We start from the raw sequence: 17336 nt of genomic DNA, 5'->3' as shown, positions 1-17336 counted from the left end.
CTACTCAATCTGGGGGTGACGTCGACTGGATGGCAACCCCCGGAGAGGACGGCACGACGCGCTATCTGATCCAGCAAATACCGAAGAACACGCCACCTGAGCTGATCAGCTACATCATCGAGCAGACGGGTGGGGAAGGCTCGCCCTATCGGGCGCTTGTCTATCAGCTACCACCAGAAGAGGCAGCCCCTGGTCAGCCGCGAGACCGTCTGACGGGTCGACCGCTGGATGAAGAAGGCCGTTACACGGTCAGCTATGTGGTGGATGGCAAGATTTACCACGTACCGCATTTTTCATGTGGAGATGCAGAATGCGTCAGACGGAACGCTAACATTGACCATAGCGACCCTGCAGCGCAGGCATGGGAGAGGGCCGTGGATGCCAAGGCGTTGGGTGATTTAGGTACGGTGGCTACTGTCGGGGTGGTAATGAACCCTGCTGGAGCTGTAGGTGCTGGGGTTGCGACAATGGGTATGGGGGCAAGTTTGTTATCAGGGTACTTAAAAGGAGAAATTACTGATGCAGTTTCGAAAGAAGCTTTGATGTTTGGTTTTGAAGCGTATGCAAAGGCTAGGGGGGTATCAAAGGTGGAGGCCAGCAGGTTGAATGCAACCTTTGATTTGATTGGGGTTTGGAATACGGTTTTAAATAATGGAAAAGACATGCTGGGGCTGGAAGATGAGTAAACCAGACAGTAACTCAGCATGGGGTCAGTGGCGTAATCGCTACCGCTTATATATTTCAATTACCTTGGCTATAGTGGCTATGATAAATGCTGTCATTAAGTTTTGGGGGGTTGGGGGGAGTGGGAGCTTTTCTCTGGCGTTTGTATTGGGCATGGATTGTTTTGGCAGTTAATCGTGGCGTTTTTATACGATAAAAATATGAATGTTGGAGGAGGTGGTGCTGATTTATCGGATGGGCCTGTGGCAAGAGGAATAGTAATCACCTTTGCTATTATTGGTTACGGCGTTATGTTTCTGTTTAATGGATATCCATGGCAGTAGACTGTCAGTGGTACCGTATTGCGTTGTCAGCATCGCAAACCGCCCAGCTCACCAACGATATCGTCTGGCTAGTCACACAAACCGTACAGCTCCCCGATGGCTCTACCACCGATGTCACCCCCTGAGTGGTGTGTTAAGGGGTAGCGCCGCCACGCTGGCTCAAGCGACATTTGTACCGGTTGGGCACAGAGGTCAAACTGGATCGGCTTGACAGCCTGATGGAGGATAAAGACATGTTGGCAGAGAACTTAGAAAACTTGGTCAAGAAAGAACGCTTGGAAGGGCGTCAAGAAGGTCGGCAAGAAGGGCGCTTAGCTGAAGCACGTGAAACTATGCGGTTGCTTACCTTACAGTTTGGTGAGGTGCCTGACTGGGTAAAAGCGCAACTTGTGCAAGCCGATCATGACCAGTTGAAAGGCTGAATGCGTGATGTGCTGTTCGCCAATCGCCTGGACGATATGTTCAAGCCTAGCATTCTTCAGCCGGCAAGCCATCGACCGGGTAGTAGGTCTGTGCGTCGAACTGAAAAACGAGGCGATGTTGCTGACGTAACTGGTACCCCTTGGCCCGAAAGTGCCAAGGGGTATTTTTTTATGTCTCAGGTGCACTTTGGCTAAGTGTGCTTGAAGAGAGGTCACTGTTTTAAGTGAAATAGTGGTGGTAAATAACTAGGATAATATCGTCAGCCGCCGTTATTCATCATGTGGCGTTTATATCGATGTAAGTCACAGGGAGTGTGAACATATTCTATGAAAGCTTTCTCTATTATCTTGTTACGCATTTTAGCGCTGTATATTGCGCTTAATCCGCTACTTGCCCTAGCGCCGATGCTGTTTGGCCCAGGCTCGACAGAATCCTATGACGAGTGGTTAGCCACCCTGATAGCAATGATGGTTATGCCTCTTATTGTCGGCGCTGTACTTTGGCTAGTGGCAGAACCGCTGGCTAATAAAATTCATCCAGCTAATAACGCTGACTCTCAGTTATCACTGCACGAACTAGGCCTAGTCCGTGCAGGTAGTTTTCTGATAGGTGTTTATCTCACTTTGCAACATATTGGCGCAGCGATTAGTCAGTGGATCTGGTCAGGTAGTATTGCCTATGGTTCTCTCGTCGTCATTGTACTTGGTGTGGGCTTGATAGTGGGAGTCAAACTTATCGGTGAACTATATAAGAAGATAAAGTATGCGGGCAGTGGTTTTTGAGTGCTAATAAAAGCACTCAAAAGCACAGCTAAGCATGCCACGAACAAACGGATTAAGATTATTGCTTATGAACACTGGTTCTGCACTACGATCCTCTTCTACTAAAACCATTGCTTGGGGTACGGTTGCCCTGAAATAAACCGGTGAAACACGTATCCGAATCCCACAATCAGAAGGGCTCCAGACGCTACGGGAGTGATCAAAAAATGCCAGTGCTCTCCCGCTAGCATAATCAGTAGGGGATTAGCACCTGCAGGCGGGTGGATGGTGTGGGTAAGCATCATAGCGACTATCGATAAACCGACTGCTAAGCCCAGTGTCCATTCATACACACCAAAGAAATGAGCCACCATCAGTCCTAACGCCGCTGTTATTAAGTGACCCGCAATCACGTTGCGTGGTTGGGCTAATGGGCTGGCGGGTAATCCAAACAGTATCACCATGGTGGCGCCAAAGGGGGCCATTAGCCATAACGCGTCACTGTGTGAACTTAGAAAGCTGAGCGCTGTTATGCACCCGGTCGCTCCAATGCCAGCGAGCAGGGCTGCTTTCTGTTGAACAGGTAAATACTGGGAAATTTTCATGGATGCACCCTAGGGCTAAAAATTGAAACAAAGGAGACCGATCTGTCTACCTGGGTATGGTAGACAGATCGGTCTCTGCGCGTCAATATGTTGCACTAAAATGAAAGAGAGGTTTTGCCGTGGAAAGAAGAGAGCAGTTAGTCTCGGTCGCCTTTGGCCTATTTTATCGCTATGGGGTGCATGCCATTGGTATCAACCGGATCATTGCTGAATCTGGTGTGGCAAAAAAAACGCTATATCATCATTTCTCCAGTAAAGAAGCCCTTATCGCTGCAACGGTTGACTATCGTGACCGACAATTTTCTTCCTGGATTAAAGGGCGCACGCAGGGCGCACCTGATGGACAAAGCGCAATTTTTGCTTTGTTCGATGCGTTAGATGATTGGTTTAATGAGAGAGAGAAGCTAGTTTATCCTTTTCATGGTTGTTATTTCATCAATGTCAGTGCTGAATTCAGTGACTTAAGTCATCCCGTGCATCAACAGTGCGCTAGCCATAAAAGAGCCATGCTTGGCTTGATAAGCGGGTATATTTCACAAATATTCGTTGATGAAAAAACGGTGACTACGTTGTCGGAAGCGGTAGCTACTTTAAAAGAAGGGGCGACTGTTCAGGCCCACGTGATGGGGGATTTAAAAGCTGCCGTAAAAGCCAAAGCAATCGCTAAGGAGTTGCTGAGGACAAGATTGGAGTCTTAATGTTTTCGTTTTTTCAGGGCAGTGAGTGAATAGCTTACTCGTAAACACCCTTGTGGTTTCCGACTCGAAGTACAAAACAATTAGCTTGTCATATTTTCAATCTTGCAGCTCATGCGATAGTAGCTTTGCCTTGGGTTTTAAACGCTCTATTTCTAGGAGGTCTTGTGGCACTTCGCGCAATTTTGCTAGATCACGATGGGACGATCGTCAGTTCTGAACACATCCATTTTCAAATGTGGGTACACATTCTGAGCCAATATGGCTTTGAATTGTCCGAGCTGCAGTACAAAACCTACTATGCAGGCCTGCCAACGCGTGCCAATGCCCTGGATATGGTGCAGAGGTTTGGGATTGATGCGTCCCCTGATCAACTTATAGAAGCGAAGAACGCCGCGACGCAGGACTACCTTGCTAACCAAGCATTCCCGCTAATGCCTGGCGTACGAGAGGCTATTGTTTACTTCCACAGTAAAGGTTTGAAGCTGGCAGTGGTGACAGGCGCTAGTGCAAATGGTGTTCAAAAAACGCTGCAGGCCAATGGGTTTGAAGATAAGTTCTCTACGATTGTTTCTAGCGATGATGTCCGAGACAGCAAGCCCGCACCTGAATGCTATCTTCTGGCTCTTCAACGGCTTGGCGTTGCTGCGGATGAATGTCTCGCCATTGAAGATACACAACATGGTCTTGAAGCCGCCTTTCGAGCTGGCATAAGCTGCTTGGCACTACCCACGGAAATGTCTAAACAGCAAAACTTTCATTCAGCGACAGCGGTTCTTAATGGCATGGCTGAAGCCGTTGAGTATATTCGCCATGCCTATGGCGTAGAGAGCGATTCTGCTCCTGTTTAAATCGAACGCCTAAGGGTAAAGAGGGCTTTAGGCTTTCTAACCAGAGCTGGCTAGCCATTCGTTAAAGCGCTGTTTGTAAGGAGAGCATAAATGCATTTTCAGGCCATTCCGATTATACGAATTTTTGATGAATCTAAAGCCAAGGCGTTCTATCTTGAGTTTTTGGGGATGTCGCTTGATTGGGAGCATCGCTTCGAAGCAGACTTTCCTGTCTATATGCAGGTATCCCGAGGTGATCTGGTTTTTCATCTCAGTGAACACTCTGGGGATTGCTCCCCTGGCGCTAAAACGTTTGTGAATACTGATGATCTTGAAGGCTTGTACCGCGAGATTTTAGCCCGTGGTTAGAAGTTTAGCCGACCGGAAATAACCACAGCTCCGTGGGGCGATAGGGTGTTTGAAGTGGTAGATCCGTTTTCCAACAGAATATTGTTCAATGAGCCTACAGCAGCTTAGCTCTCGTCGGCATCACAAGAGCAACTGTAATGGGGGGCTAACGGTAAGGGAGTTTGCAATGAAAGGCACATGTCTTTGCGGTTCCATCGAAGTGACTGCGCCTAACCACGAGCAGGTCAGTGTTTGTCATTGCTCTCTATGTCGGCGTTGGTCGGGTGGGCCTATGTTCGCTGTGCATTGCGGTGGTTCGGTGGAATTCTCTGGTGCTGAGCCTGCCGCTTACCGTTCGTCTGATTGGGCGGAGCGGGGCTTCTGCGCAACCTGCGGGACGCATCTGTTCTATCACCTGCTACCCAGCAATGAGTATATTCTTCCGGCAGGCCTGTTCCAGGATCAGGCGTTCCAGCTTATCAGCGAAATATTCATTGATGAGAAGCCCGGTTATTACGAGTTTAATAACCAAACAGAAAAAATGACCGGACAGCAGGTCTTTGAGCAATTCACGCCGGATTAATTTAGGCGGCTAGGGGCTTCTGATTGCCTCCAGCCAGTGTCGATACTGGCATCAAAGATCAAACCAAAAACGCCTTGGCTGAAAAGCCAAGGCGTTTTTTATCTAACGTTTACCCAACCCTCCGCTTAACGCTTCTTCCTGGCTGGCTTTTTATCAGCACTGGCTGGCGCGCTTTCCTTTGCGCTATCGCCACTGGGAAAGTGGGCGCGTACCAGTTCCAACAAACCTTGGGTAGAGGTATCGAAGTCCGCGGCATTAGTGTCGATACGCTCGCTGATTTCACCGGCAATGCGTTTGCCAAGCTGCACACCCCACTGATCAAACGAGTTGATGTTCCAGATAACGCCTTGCACAAACACCTTGTGCTCGTAGAGGGCAATTAGCGCGCCGAGGTTTTTCGGCGTTAGCTCGTCCAGCAGTAGCGTGCTGGAAGGGCGGTTACCGGGGCAGCTGTAGGGGTCGTGCTGGCTAAGTTCTTTGCTGTCCCCTTGGCTGCCTTCCATAAAGGCGTTGGCTTGGGCGAGCATATTGGTAAGCAAGGCGAAGTGGTGGTCTTCCACGCCGGGCTCGGGTTTTAGCGAGGCAATAAAATCAATCGGCACATAGCGGGTGCCCTGGTGTAGTAGCTGGAAGAAAGCGTGCTGACCGTTGGAGCCTGTTTGCCCCCAAACAATCGGGCCGGTTTTGTAGTTAACCGGGTGGCCAAAAATATCGACTGATTTGCCGTTAGACTCCATATCCAACTGCTGCAGAAACGAAGGTAGTTGGTTGAGGGCTTGATCGTAGGGCACGATGGCCTGGGTTTCGGCGCCAATAAAGTTGATGTACCAGATACCAATCAGCGCCATCAGTACTGGCATATTCTGCGCGAAGGGCGCTTCTATAAAGTGGCGATCCATCTCATGAGCGCCTTCCAGCAGCTCGATAAACCCTTCAAAACCAACCGAAAGCGCAATCGGCAGGCCGATTGATGACCACATGGAGTAGCGGCCGCCTACCCAGGCCCAAAACTCGAACACGTTCTCTTCACGAATGCCGAACTCCATCGCCGCTTTGCGGTTAGTGGAAGCGGCAATAAAGTGGGCGCCTACGTCGGCATCTTCACCGGCATTTTCCACGAACCAGCGCCGTGCGGTTTTTGCGTTAAGCAGGGTTTCCTGGGTAGAGAAGGTTTTGGTGGAAACGATAAACAGCGTGGTCGCCGGGTCTAGCCGTGAAAGCACCTTCTGAATATGGGTGCCATCGACGTTGGAGACGAAGTGGAAGTGCAGTTCCGGGTGGCGGTATTTGAGTAGCGCGCGTACGGCCATGTTGGGGCCAAGGTCTGAGCCACCAATGCCAATATTGACCACGTCTTTGATGCGTTGGCCGTTATAGCCTTTCCACTCACCGCTTCTAACCGCTTCTGAGAACTGCTTGATTTGTTCCCGGGTGCGATTGATTTCCGGCATCACATCGTTGCCGTCTACATGTACCGGTTCATCGCTTAAATTGCGCAGTGCGGTATGCAGTACCGGGCGATTTTCGGTGACGTTGATAATGTCGCCAGAGAACATCTGCGCACGACGCTGAACCAAGGCAGAGTGGTCAGCCAATTCCAACAGTTTGGCGAGTACCTCATCAGAGACGTGATGCTTGGAGTAATCCAGGAACAGGCCGCCCACCCGTAGGCTCATTTTTTCAAAGCGCTGCGGGTCATTGGTGAAGTAATCACGAATGCGGTCGTTGGCGGTTTTGTCACGCAGGCGTTCAAGTGCCTGCCAGGTAACGCTGCGGGTGAGTTGAAACATAGAAGGCGGTCCTGTTGTTTTAGATCATTATTAAGTGACGAACACTGTGTTCTGGCTCGTGCCTTGTTCTATTTATGAGACTATTTGTGTAAAAATACTACATAAAACCCCAGTTTAAGCAAATAATAAGCGATTAATAGCTTAAAAATAAGTAATAAACCGTTGCTATTGGGTGCTGAAGGACATGTGTGGAGAAAAAAACGCTGAGCAGGCAGAAACCTACCCAGCGTTTGTGATTGATGGTTAAGCATTTACCCCGCGCTGATGTTTGCGAGTTTAGCTTGCAACGGCAACTTGAGCGGCGCCGCGTTTAATAAAGGCATAGCCTAAGCCGGTTACCAGCGAGCCGATGATAATCGCGCCAAGGTAGAGTAGTGCAGGGGTAATGGCGTTGGGAATCAGCAGAACAAAGATACCACCGTGAGGTGCCATTAGTTTCGCGCCTACCAGCATGGAAAGCGCGCCGGTAATCGCACCGCCCACTATGCACGCTGGGATAACCCGCAACGGGTCTTTCGCCGCAAAGGGAATGGCCCCTTCACTGATAAAGCACATGCCCAGTACAAATGATGCCTTGCCTGCTTCGCGCTCTGGTGCAGAGAACTTATTGCGTGCAACGAAACTGGCAATGCCCATGCCAATTGCTGGCACCATGCCTGCCGCCATGATCGCTGCCATTGGGCCGTAGGTTTCCGAAGCTAACAGGCCCACGCCAAAGGTATAAGCTGCTTTATTGACGGGGCCGCCCAAATCGAAGCACATCATTGCGCCCAATAGAATGCCCAGCAGTACCGCGTTAGTAGAGCCCATAGAGGCCAGGAAGCTGGTCAGCGCATTCAGCAATGCAGCGACAGGTTCGCCAATCACATAGATCATCGTCAGGCCGGTGACCAGACTGGCCACCAGCGGGATAATCAGAATAGGCTTGAGCGATTCAACGCTGGAGGGCAGCTTAACGTAGCGGGTAACCGCGAGGGCTACGTAGCCTGCCAGAAAGCCTGCCAAAATACCGCCAATAAACCCGGAGCCAATGTTGGCCGCCAACATCCCGCCAATCATGCCTGGGGCGATGCCGGGGCGGTCAGCGATGGAGTAGGCAATGTAGCCTGCCAGCACAGGAATCATTAGCGCGAAGGCGGTACCACCGCCAATTTGCATAAGCGCAGCGGCCAGTGTGCCTTCCTGTTCAAAGGCTTCAATACCGAAGACAAACGAGAGCGCAATCAGCAAGCCACCCGCTACCACCATAGGCAGCATGAACGACACGCCAGTGAGTAGGTGCTTATAAACGCCTTTCTCTTTAACGCTCTTATTGGCGTTGCCCGAACCGCTGCTGGCGTTTTCTACGCTAGCATCAACAAGGGCGGCTTCCAGAGTGGGACGTGGCTTTTTTAGTGCATTGCCGGTTGAGGTGCGGTAAATACGCTTGCCTGCAAACCGCGCTGGGTCAACGTCGATATCGCAGGCCAGTACGACCACGTCGGCGTCGGCGATCTCTTGTTCGGTTAAATGATCCTGAGCGCCCACTGAGCCTTGGGTTTCCACGCGAATGGCATGCCCCATGGCTTTGCCTGCTTCGGCTAGCGCTTCAGCGGCCATAAAGGTATGGGCAACGCCGGTGGGGCAAGCGGTAACAGCGACAATCTTCTTGCCACCCGTGTTGCTCGCCGGAGTAGCAGCAGCTGTAGGGGTTGCAGGAGCAGTGTAAATCGGTGCTTCACGCTTGGCTTGAGCTAAAAAGGCGCTGGGGTCGGGCAGGGCGCTGGCAATCGGGGCCTGGAAAAGTCGTTTGCCTTCAAAACGCTCCGGGGCGGGAACGTGATCGGCGGCCACCACAATTAAATCGGCATTAGCAATTTGCTCGGCGGTGGCAGCCTGCAGCGGCGCAATCTCGCCGTGCATTTCCACATGAGCGCTCCAGCCCATCCGTGTGGCCGCTTGTTCAAGGCGCTTGGCGGCCAAAAAGGTGGTCGCCATGCCGCTGGGGCAGGCGGTAATCAGAATCAGGTTCATCGCGTGGCTCCCTCGGTGATGGTGTCGTCAAGACGCCGTACCAAAGTCTGTTGTTGGAGTAAGTCAAAGTCGTCGGCGTGGGGGGTGCCCACGCCGACGTGGCGAACCGCTTCGGCAGAGAGTGCCGTTGCGAAGCGAAGGGTGTCTTGTGGGGCGAAGTCGCTGAGCAGCCCATGAAGCATGCCAGCCAAAAAGGTATCGCCCGCACAAACGGTATTGGTGGCGTTGACGCTAGGTGGGGTAGATTGCCAAGTGCCCTGTGAACTAACCCATAAAACGCCCTCTGAACCTGCGGAAATCAGCGCTTGCTCGATGCCGCTGGCGTGCAGGCGTTTAGCGGCGGCTTGGCGTTGCGCATCAGTTTCAAGATTGCCACCAGCCCAGTCAGCGAGTTCCGTTTCGTTAGGTTTTACAGCCGCAGGCTGAGCGGCAATGGCGGTTAGCAGTGCCGGGCCACTGGTGTCTATCCAAAGTGGTACGCCATAGCTTTTTAGGGTGGTCAGTAGTTCAGCAAACAGCGGCTGATCAATACCCGGTGGAAGGCTACCGGCAACGACGACCGCCTGGGGCGGAGCGAGGCGCTGAAACAAATCGTCTAGGGTAGTTTGTAAAGCATTTAAGTGGGCAGCCTCAATCGGCATGCCGGGGCCGTTAATATCAGTGACGCGGCCACTCTGTTCCGCCAGCTTGGCGTTAATGCGCGTGCTGCCGGGTACTCGTACAAAGGCATCTTCCACGCCGTAGTGGGGGAATGCCAAGCTGAACGGCGCGTCGTTATCCTGGCCGAGAAAGCCGCTAACAATCACTTGATGGCCTAAACTGGCCAGCACTCGTGCTACGTTAACGCCTTTGCCCGCGGCTTCTAACTGGGCGCTGTGGGGGCGGTTCACATGACCGAGTGTCAGCGTTTCAAGGTTGAACGCTAAATCCAGCGCGGGGTTGAGTGTAATGCACACTACCTGGGCCATTAGCGGGCCTCCAGGGCGTCACGCACCTCATCGCTGGTGGCTTTACTCAGTGCTAATTGGGCAGTGGCTTTTGCATCGGCAAGATCAAATTCACGCAGGCGCGCTTTGACTAGCGGAATTTGTCGCGCACTGACGGAAAGCTCATCAACGCCTAACCCTACCAGTACTGGCACGGCCATGGCGTCCGAGGCTAGCTCGCCGCATACGCCGACCCACTTGCCGTGGGCATGAGCGGCATCGACGGTCATTTGAATCAAACGCAGCACGGCGGGGTGCAAGCCATCGGCTTGGGCAGAAAGCTCTGGGTGGCCGCGGTCGATGGCCAGGGTGTACTGAGTTAAATCGTTAGTGCCGACGGAGAAGAAGTCCACCTCGGCCGCCAGCGTAGGTGCTAGCAGTGCGCTGGAGGGCACTTCGATCATCACGCCCAGTTGCACATCAGTGGCGCGCTGCTGTGGTGGGATTTCGCTAAGCAGGCGGTCATAGATGACTTTGGCGGCGCGGAATTCAGCGACATCCTTAACCATCGGCAGCATGATGCGTAGCGGACGGCCGACAGCTGCCATCAGCAGCGCGCGGATTTGTGTTTCCAGCACTTCCGGCTGGGTCAGCGCTAAGCGAATGCCGCGTAGGCCCAGGAAGGGGTTGTCTTCCTGGGGAACAGGCCAGTAGGGCAGCGGCTTGTCGCCACCTACATCCAGAGTACGCGCGACCAGTGGGCGGCCTTCCAAGGCGTCGGTGGCTTCGCGGTACTCGGCAATTTGGGTGGCTAGGTCCGGTGCGCTTGAGTAGGCCATAAACAGGAACTCGGTGCGCAGCAGGCCAACGCCTTCGGCACCCCGTTCTACTGCATCGGCGGCGTGGGCGGTGTTACCCAGATTGGCTGCCACTTCTACCCGATGCCCATCGCGGGTTTGGGCTTGCTCAAAACGTAGCTCCCAGGCATCGGCTTCGCGCTGCTGCTGGTCGAGAAGCTGTTGTTCCGCGCGCTGCAGGCGCTCTTCGGAAGGCTGGGAGGTAACCCGCCCACGTTCACCATCCAGAATCATCATACTGCCGTTATGCAACGCCATGACGGCTTCACCGGCGCCGACAACAGCGGGAATGCCCAGCGCACGAGCCAGAATGGCACTGTGAGCGGTAGCACCGCCACGCACGGTTAAAAGTCCGCGTACGCGTGAGGTATCCAAGCGGGCAACGTCGGAAGGGCCGATGTCATCCATCACCAGAATGTATGGGTGGTCAGGTGGCTCGGGCAGTTGAACATCGCACAATACGCCCAGCACGCGGCGGCCTACGTCGCGCAGGTCGGCGGCGCGCTCGGCCAGCAGGCGGTCGGCGAGCATTTCCTGAGCGTGGGCGGCGGTTTCAATGGCATTCCACCAACCGGCTTCTGCTGAACGACCTTCACGAATCGCATCAATGGCAGCGTGGTGCAACTCGGGGTCGTCTAGCATCTCTTCGTGCATTGAGAGAATGTCGGCCACTTCACCGCCAGGGGCGTTGTGCACCAGTGCCTGTAATTGAGCGGCGCCTTCTTTGAGTGCCACTTTCAGGCGACTAATTTCTTGTTCGGGGTCGCTGGCGTGTTCAGCATAGTCGAACTGCATTGGACGAATCACAAACACCGGTGCAATGGCTAAGCCCGGCGAGGCGGCAACGCCGGTGTGGGGCGCATCGGCGACTAACGGCTCAACGGCCTTGCTCGTGTTAGTAACCGACTTGGCATCAAAGCCGCCGTCGAACTGCGTTACTTTCTCGCCCAAGCCTTCTTCGACCGCAGCGGAAACGGCGTCCAGTGCAGCCCTTGCCTGCTCACCTTCGGCAGAAAGAATCAGCCACTGGCCACGCCGTGCTCCCAAGCCAATCACTTTGGTGAGGCTGGCGGCAGAAACCGTGGAGGCACTGCCTTCTTCAAGGCGTACGTTAATCGGCATTGATTGCGCGCGGGCGACTTGTACCAGCTGTTTCGCTGGACGAGCGTGCAGGCCGTGGGGGTTCAAGACGCGCACGCGCCGAGTCTGAGTGCTGGCGGTTTCACCCGCCAACGTGGCCAGCAGCTGTGCGCTGCTTTTGCCCACCAAGCTATCACTTTCGCCGTTCTCCAACACGGCTAATAGCTGTTCCAGCAGTGGACGGTGGGCATCGCCGCTGGCCGCTAAACAGAACAGTGCATGGACTGGGTGACCGCCATGCTCAAGTTTAGGATCGGCTGGCGTGGCAACGCCTAGAGCGGGTTGTGTCACCCCTTGGACGTGGCTTGCCAACCAAAATCCTTTGCCCAGCCATTGGGGGGAAGCACTGGCGATGGCACTAATAAAAGCGTTATCAACACAGCCACTTTGGCGAAGCCGTGCGGCAGCGGCCAGGGCGAGTTCTTGAGGGTCACGAGCGGGGAAATTAATGCATAGCGTATCGGCATCCAGGCGCGGTTCAAGCGCAGGCTTAGACAGCAAGCGCGATACCTCGACAGCTGAGCTAGCGTTGGCGAGCTGGTTGGCGACGCCATCACGGTCCAGCACATGGGTCAGCTGGCGCAGAATATCCAGGTGCTCGTCATTTTGCGCCGCAATAGTTACCAGAACATAGACCGTCTGGCCGTCATGCCACTGAACGCCTTTGGGGAACTGCAGCACTCGTACGCCGGTGCTTTTTACATGCTGGCGACTTTCCGGTGTACCGTGTGGAATAGCAATCGCGTTACCAAGGTATGTTGACGACTGCGCTTCACGAGCATGGAGGCCATCACGGTACTCGGCCTCAACTAAGCCCGCATCCGTTAGCGCCTTAGCGGCGATGTCGAGTGCAGCTTGCCAGTCGTCCGCATGGCGGTCGAGCAAGATGTCATCTGGGCCGAGTGTTAACATAAGGTTCTCCTGTAAACGCTGTCAGGCAACGGTAATATCTGCAATGAGCGGCGTGATCGTGCTTAAACGTTAGTCTTAGGGCGTTAAGCTTAGCTGGATGAATCGAGTCATCTATGATTAGTTGTATGCTGAATCGATTCACTTAAAGACACAAGGGTTGTCTTTCTAGACTTTAGTCGGGGTGGGGCGAAACGGCTGATAAACTACACCGGCAACCAGAGGGAGAATTGCATGACACTTGCCGACATTGCCCGGCTTGCGGGCGTATCGCGCACCACGGCGAGCTATGTAATTAATGGCCAGGCCGAGCAGCGGCGCATTAGCAATGCCACCATCGAGAAAGTCATGGCGGTGGTGCGTCAGTATCGCTACCACATTGATCCGCAGGCAGCGGCGCTGCGTCGTGGGGCAAGTCGGCTGATTGGTTTGATCGTGCCCGATCTTGAAAATATCAGCTATGCACGGCTGGCTAAACGCTTAGAGCGTGGCGCGCGGGAGAGAGGCTATCAACTGTTGGTGGTTAGCTCAGATGACTGCGTCGATAGCGAGCGCACCTTGGCATTGGCGCTGCGCGCGCAACGCTGTGAGGTGCTTATTACCGCCAGTTGCTTAGCCGAAGATGACGCCTTCTATTCTGAGTTGGTAGATGAGGGCTGGTGTGTTGTGGGAATGGACCGCGGGCTTGCTCCGAAACGTTTTGCCAGTGTCGTCAGCAACGATCAGGACGCGGCTTATGCGCTAACGCGATCGGTCATTACTGATAGTACGCGGCGAGTGGCGTGGCTGGAGGCGATGCCAAGTTTGTCGATCAGCCGCGAGCGGCGGACGGGCTTTCAGACGGCCCTGCAAAGCAGCCCTATTGAGCCAATTTTGCTTAGCGGCACGCACTATGAGCGTAGCGAAGGCGCTCGTCTTGCTGCCCAATTGCTGGATGAAGAGGGTGGAGCTGATGCGCTGGTTACTGCGTCTTATGTACTGATGGAAGGGGTCTTTGATGTGTTTCTGGAACGCGGCGGGCTACCGGAAGAGATGCGGTTAGCCACCTTTGGCGACCACCGCTTGTTGGATTTTCTGCCGCAACCGGTAAATTCAGCCCTGCAGGATTATGATCGCATTGCTGAACTCACCCTAAACTGCGCCCTGAATGCCATGAGCGGTGACTATCAGTGCGGGCAGCAGGTCGTGGCGCGCCACCTGCGTACCCGGTAAAACCATATGGTCGGGCGGCCTTAGACCGTGCGGGCCTGAGCCCAGGCTTCTGCATCCGGAATAGACATATCGTAGCGTTCACTAAGGTAGGGCGAAGACAGTAAAAAGTCGGCGCTCGCCGCATTGCACGCCACCGGCACGTTCCATAATGCGGCTAAGCGCAGCAGCGCTTTGACGTCAGGATCGTGGGGCTGAGGGGCAAACGGATCCCAGAAGAAAATCAGCACGTCCAACTGCTGCTCAGCAATACGCGCGCCAATTTGCTGATCGCCACCTAGTGGCCCGCTCATCAATCCTTCAACTTCCAGCCCTAAGGCGCTCTTCAGCTTGCTAGAGGTTGTGCCCGTGCCAATTAGGGTGTGCTGGCTGAGCGTTTCCTGCCAGCGCGTTGCCCACTCCAGCATTTCGGTTTTTTTGCCGTCGTGAGCAATCAGTGCAATGCGCTTACGCGGTTGCAGCGTACGAACGGCTTGGCGGGGTGGGCGTGCGTCGGTCATGGCATGGCTCTCCAGGTCACAGTCACATTTCAGGTTTCTGCCAGTTTTACGATTCTTCAACGGCAAGCACTTTCATGGTATTGGTACCGCCATGGGCATTCATGTGGTCGCCGCGGGTAAGAATGACATGATCACCAGGGCGTGCCAATCCATGAGCTTGCAGTAGTTTGACGGCCTCTTGATTGAGCTCTTTAGGGTCCATATGGGTTGTGTCGAAGGGGATCGACACGACGCCGCGATAAAGCGCCATGCGCCGTTGGGCAATCGGGCTGTGTGCAAGGCCAACAATCGGCAGGCCAGAGCGAATGCGTGAAGCAATTAACGGCGTATAACCTGTCGAGGTCATACAGGCTATGGCGCGTACCCCCGTCAGGTGGTTAGCGGCATACATGGCAGAGAGGGCAATGGTTTCATCAATGCGCTCGAAGCCTTCGTGAATACGGTGGCCTGATGACTGAGCAATACGTTCGCGCTCAGCGCCTAGGCATACCCGATCCATCGCTTGAATAGTTTCTACTGGATAGTCGCCTGCGGCGGTTTCCGCAGAAAGCATGACGGCGTCGGTGGCATCAAGCACTGCGTTAGCCACGTCGAAGACTTCCGCGCGGGTGGGCAGTGGCGACTCAATCATCGACTCCATCATTTGTGTGGCGGTAATAACCGCGCGGTTAAGCGTGCGAGCATGCTTGATGATGCGTTTTTGAGTGCCGATCAGTGCAGCATCGCCAATTTCTACGCCTAAGTCGCCTCGGGCGACCATCACGGCTTCAGAGGCCTCGATAATGCCATCCAGTGTCTCATCATCGGCAACCGCTTCGGCGCGCTCAAGCTTGGCAACCAGACCTATTTCCTTGCCTGCTTCGCCAAGCAGTTCGCGAGCTTCCTGCATATCGGCAGCGCTACGCGGGAACGAGACCGCCAGATAGTCCACGCCGATATCGATCGCGGTTTTTAGATCTTCTTTATCTTTTTCAGTAAGCGCTGTGGCAGACAGCCCGCCGCCTTGCTTGTTGATGCCCTTATTATTGGAAAGCTTGCCACCTACGTGAACGCGGGTGTGCACTTCTTGTCCACTAATTGAGATGACATCCAGCACGACACGCCCGTCATCCAGCAGTAGCCGGTCACCCGGCGCAACATCTTCAATCAGCGACTTGTAATCACAGCCGACGCGCTCGGCGGTGCCGCTGTTGGCATCTAACGCCATGTCGAGCACAAAGGCTTGGCCAATATCCAGATGAATGGCACCTTCGGCAAAGCGTGAAATACGAATTTTCGGCCCTTGCAAATCGCCTAGTGCGGCAACACTGCGGTTAAGTCGCTGGGCGATCTCTCGTACTTCCTTTAAGCGGCGGCGATGGTCGTCTGCCGCACCATGGGAGAAATTTAGCCGCACGACATCAACGCCCGCTTTTAGCATAGCTTCCAGCACACCAGGACGGTCGCTTGCTGGACCAAGCGTCGCAACAATCTTTGTGCGGCGAAGGGGGGTGGGAGATGTTGAGCGAGTCATAAAAGTTACTCCTATTGACCGTCTTGGCGGTGATTAATTATTGGACTACGATAGCGTTTATATAGTAATTTTACTACATATTGGAGCGTTATTAGCCTTTAAGGGCGGTTGAAACAGGTATAAATTGACCTAAAGGTGAATAAATACGTATTTTTAGTAATTTTTTTACTGGATACGCCATCTACTACCACTGCTTGATTGAGGTGCCATCATGACAATAAGAGTTGCCATTAACGGATTTGGACGGATTGGCCGCAATGTACTGCGTGCGCTGTACGAAAATAGCTACCGAGATCGCGTCCAAGTCGTTGCGATTAACGATCTGGGCGATCCTTCCCTTAATTCGCACCTGCTACGCCACGATACGGTTCACGGCCATTTCCCGTTTGCGGTTGAACACGATGCCGAAAGTATCAGTGTAGATGGCGATCGCATTGCAATTTCTTCTGAGCGTGATCCCAGTCAACTTCCTTGGGCATCCATGAACATTGACCTCGTCATGGAGTGTACAGGCCTGTTTACCAAGCGTGAGGCTGCTGCCAAGCATATTGAGGCGGGTGCTAAGCGTGTGTTGATCTCTGCGCCCAGCCCTGATGCTGACGCCACCATCGTATATGGTGTCAATGACGACATTCTGACAGCCGAGCACACGGTGGTTTCCAATGCGTCGTGCACGACTAACTGCCTGGCGCCGGTCGCCAAAGCGTTAAACGATGCCGTAGGCATTGAAAATGGTTTGATGACTACGGTTCATGCTTACACCAACGATCAGAACCTATCGGATGTTTATCACTCCGACCCTTACCGCGCGCGTAGTGCGACGCACTCGATGATTCCGACCAAAACAGGCGCGGCAGCGGCCGTTGGTTTGGTATTGCCGGAGCTGGCGGGTAAGTTCGATGGTTTGGCAGTGCGTGTACCGGTAATCAACGTTTCCTTGGTAGATTTAACGTTTACGGCAAGCCGCGATACCACCAAAGAAGAGATCAACGCGATTGTTGAGAAAGCGGCGGCGAACTCGACTGTGCTAGCGGTTAACGCACAGCCGCTGGTGTCTACTGATTTTAACCACGATGCGCACTCATCTACCTTTGATGCCAATCACACTCGGGTGAATGGCCGTCTGGTGAAAATTATGGCGTGGTACGACAATGAGTGGGGCTTCTCTAACCGGATGCTAGATACCGCCATTGCCATGCAGAAAACGGTCAAATAATACCTGGCCGA

The 17336-nt window shown here is 53.7% G+C and carries 16 protein-coding genes and 1 pseudogene; 10 read left to right on the top strand and 7 right to left on the bottom strand.

Annotation, left to right across the window (positions count from 1 at the left end):
* Positions 1 to 29: 29 nt before the first annotated feature.
* From L1X57_RS17495 to L1X57_RS17485, 4 genes are all read left to right on the top strand, one after another.
* Positions 30 to 686 carry a hypothetical protein gene (locus tag L1X57_RS17495; RefSeq protein WP_234667816.1) on the top strand — a complete coding sequence of 219 codons (657 nt, stop codon included), beginning with the start codon at positions 30 to 32 and terminating at the stop codon, positions 684 to 686.
* Positions 687 to 997: 311 nt separating this feature from the next.
* Entirely contained in the window at positions 998 to 1132 is a 135-nt protein-coding gene (locus tag L1X57_RS18835) for a hypothetical protein (RefSeq protein WP_009723698.1), read from the top strand.
* A gap of 108 nt (positions 1133 to 1240) precedes the next feature.
* Positions 1241 to 1429 (top strand): hypothetical protein, encoded by a 189-nt coding sequence (locus L1X57_RS17490; RefSeq protein WP_009723697.1) that lies wholly within the window; start codon positions 1241 to 1243, stop codon positions 1427 to 1429.
* A gap of 327 nt (positions 1430 to 1756) precedes the next feature.
* Positions 1757 to 2212, top strand: coding sequence for a hypothetical protein (locus L1X57_RS17485; RefSeq protein WP_009723695.1), 456 nt, complete (start codon positions 1757 to 1759; stop codon positions 2210 to 2212).
* Positions 2213 to 2313: 101 nt separating this feature from the next.
* On the opposite strand, the gene L1X57_RS17480 is transcribed toward L1X57_RS17485, so the two are convergent.
* Positions 2314 to 2796: an HPP family protein gene (locus tag L1X57_RS17480; RefSeq protein ID WP_009723694.1), complete on the bottom strand. Its 483-nt coding sequence runs from the start codon at positions 2794 to 2796 to the stop codon at positions 2314 to 2316.
* 119 nt (positions 2797 to 2915) lie between these two features.
* Here L1X57_RS17480 and L1X57_RS17475 point away from each other — a divergent pair, with 119 nt between their 5' ends.
* The 4 genes and pseudogenes from L1X57_RS17475 (at position 2916) to L1X57_RS17460 (ending at position 5252) form a co-directional block, all read left to right on the top strand.
* The gene (locus L1X57_RS17475; protein ID WP_009723693.1) at positions 2916 to 3494 is read left to right on the top strand and encodes a TetR/AcrR family transcriptional regulator; all 579 of its coding nucleotides are present in this window, start codon (positions 2916 to 2918) and stop codon (positions 3492 to 3494) included.
* Between the two features lie 164 nt (positions 3495 to 3658).
* Entirely contained in the window at positions 3659 to 4342 is a 684-nt protein-coding gene (locus L1X57_RS17470) for an HAD family hydrolase (RefSeq protein ID WP_009723692.1), read from the top strand.
* A gap of 90 nt (positions 4343 to 4432) precedes the next feature.
* A pseudogene (locus tag L1X57_RS17465) lies at positions 4433 to 4798 on the top strand (glyoxalase superfamily protein).
* 58 nt (positions 4799 to 4856) lie between these two features.
* Positions 4857 to 5252: a GFA family protein gene (locus L1X57_RS17460; protein ID WP_039869181.1), complete on the top strand. Its 396-nt coding sequence runs from the start codon at positions 4857 to 4859 to the stop codon at positions 5250 to 5252.
* A 125-nt stretch (positions 5253 to 5377) separates the two neighbouring features.
* Here the strand turns inward: L1X57_RS17460 and pgi are convergent, their stop codons facing one another.
* The 4 genes from pgi to ptsP form a co-directional block, all read right to left on the bottom strand.
* Positions 5378 to 7042 (bottom strand): glucose-6-phosphate isomerase, encoded by a 1665-nt coding sequence (gene pgi, locus L1X57_RS17455; protein WP_009723689.1) that lies wholly within the window; start codon positions 7040 to 7042, stop codon positions 5378 to 5380.
* A 276-nt stretch (positions 7043 to 7318) separates the two neighbouring features.
* Positions 7319 to 9055: a PTS fructose-like transporter subunit IIB gene (locus L1X57_RS17450; RefSeq protein ID WP_009723688.1), complete on the bottom strand. Its 1737-nt coding sequence runs from the start codon at positions 9053 to 9055 to the stop codon at positions 7319 to 7321.
* Entirely contained in the window at positions 9052 to 10023 is a 972-nt protein-coding gene (gene pfkB, locus L1X57_RS17445) for a 1-phosphofructokinase (RefSeq protein ID WP_009723687.1), read from the bottom strand. The genes L1X57_RS17450 and pfkB overlap by 4 nt, the downstream gene beginning before the upstream one ends.
* Positions 10023 to 12890: a phosphoenolpyruvate--protein phosphotransferase gene (gene ptsP / locus L1X57_RS17440; protein WP_009723686.1), complete on the bottom strand. Its 2868-nt coding sequence runs from the start codon at positions 12888 to 12890 to the stop codon at positions 10023 to 10025. Before ptsP ends, pfkB begins: the two co-directional genes overlap by 1 nt.
* A gap of 231 nt (positions 12891 to 13121) precedes the next feature.
* Here ptsP and cra point away from each other — a divergent pair, with 231 nt between their 5' ends.
* Positions 13122 to 14099, top strand: a complete 978-nt coding sequence (gene cra / locus L1X57_RS17435; RefSeq protein ID WP_009723685.1) for a catabolite repressor/activator — start codon at positions 13122 to 13124, stop codon at positions 14097 to 14099.
* Between the two features lie 20 nt (positions 14100 to 14119).
* Here the strand turns inward: cra and L1X57_RS17430 are convergent, their stop codons facing one another.
* Together L1X57_RS17430 and pyk are read right to left on the bottom strand one after the other, a co-directional pair.
* A complete protein-coding gene (locus tag L1X57_RS17430) occupies positions 14120 to 14596 on the bottom strand; it encodes a methylglyoxal synthase (RefSeq protein WP_009723684.1) in 477 nt (158 codons plus the stop codon).
* A 46-nt stretch (positions 14597 to 14642) separates the two neighbouring features.
* Positions 14643 to 16109, bottom strand: coding sequence for a pyruvate kinase (pyk, locus tag L1X57_RS17425; protein WP_009723683.1), 1467 nt, complete (start codon positions 16107 to 16109; stop codon positions 14643 to 14645).
* 211 nt (positions 16110 to 16320) lie between these two features.
* Between pyk and gap the strand changes: the two genes are divergently transcribed.
* Positions 16321 to 17325, top strand: a complete 1005-nt coding sequence (gene gap, locus L1X57_RS17420; protein WP_009723682.1) for a type I glyceraldehyde-3-phosphate dehydrogenase — start codon at positions 16321 to 16323, stop codon at positions 17323 to 17325.
* The last annotated feature ends 11 nt before the right edge of the window (positions 17326 to 17336 follow it).

Source organism: Halomonas sp. TD01, assembly GCF_923868895.1.
In the GTDB taxonomy this organism is placed as follows: Bacteria; Pseudomonadota; Gammaproteobacteria; order Pseudomonadales; family Halomonadaceae; genus Vreelandella.
Note: the sequence above shows the minus strand (reverse complement) of the source record. Positions and strands in the feature narration are given on the sequence as shown.

Coding starts and splice junctions, on each gene's coding strand:
- L1X57_RS17495 (WP_234667816.1), top strand. CDS start 30: ATGGCAACCCCCGGAGAGGACGGCACGACGCGCTATCTGATCCAGCAA.
- L1X57_RS18835 (WP_009723698.1), top strand. CDS start 998: ATGGCAGTAGACTGTCAGTGGTACCGTATTGCGTTGTCAGCATCGCAA.
- L1X57_RS17490 (WP_009723697.1), top strand. CDS start 1,241: ATGTTGGCAGAGAACTTAGAAAACTTGGTCAAGAAAGAACGCTTGGAA.
- L1X57_RS17485 (WP_009723695.1), top strand. CDS start 1,757: ATGAAAGCTTTCTCTATTATCTTGTTACGCATTTTAGCGCTGTATATT.
- L1X57_RS17480 (WP_009723694.1), bottom strand. CDS start 2,796: ATGAAAATTTCCCAGTATTTACCTGTTCAACAGAAAGCAGCCCTGCTC.
- L1X57_RS17460 (WP_039869181.1), top strand. CDS start 4,857: ATGAAAGGCACATGTCTTTGCGGTTCCATCGAAGTGACTGCGCCTAAC.
- pgi (WP_009723689.1), bottom strand. CDS start 7,042: ATGTTTCAACTCACCCGCAGCGTTACCTGGCAGGCACTTGAACGCCTG.
- L1X57_RS17450 (WP_009723688.1), bottom strand. CDS start 9,055: ATGAACCTGATTCTGATTACCGCCTGCCCCAGCGGCATGGCGACCACC.
- pfkB (WP_009723687.1), bottom strand. CDS start 10,023: ATGGCCCAGGTAGTGTGCATTACACTCAACCCCGCGCTGGATTTAGCG.
- ptsP (WP_009723686.1), bottom strand. CDS start 12,890: ATGTTAACACTCGGCCCAGATGACATCTTGCTCGACCGCCATGCGGAC.
- cra (WP_009723685.1), top strand. CDS start 13,122: ATGACACTTGCCGACATTGCCCGGCTTGCGGGCGTATCGCGCACCACG.
- L1X57_RS17430 (WP_009723684.1), bottom strand. CDS start 14,596: ATGACCGACGCACGCCCACCCCGCCAAGCCGTTCGTACGCTGCAACCG.
- pyk (WP_009723683.1), bottom strand. CDS start 16,109: ATGACTCGCTCAACATCTCCCACCCCCCTTCGCCGCACAAAGATTGTT.
- gap (WP_009723682.1), top strand. CDS start 16,321: ATGACAATAAGAGTTGCCATTAACGGATTTGGACGGATTGGCCGCAAT.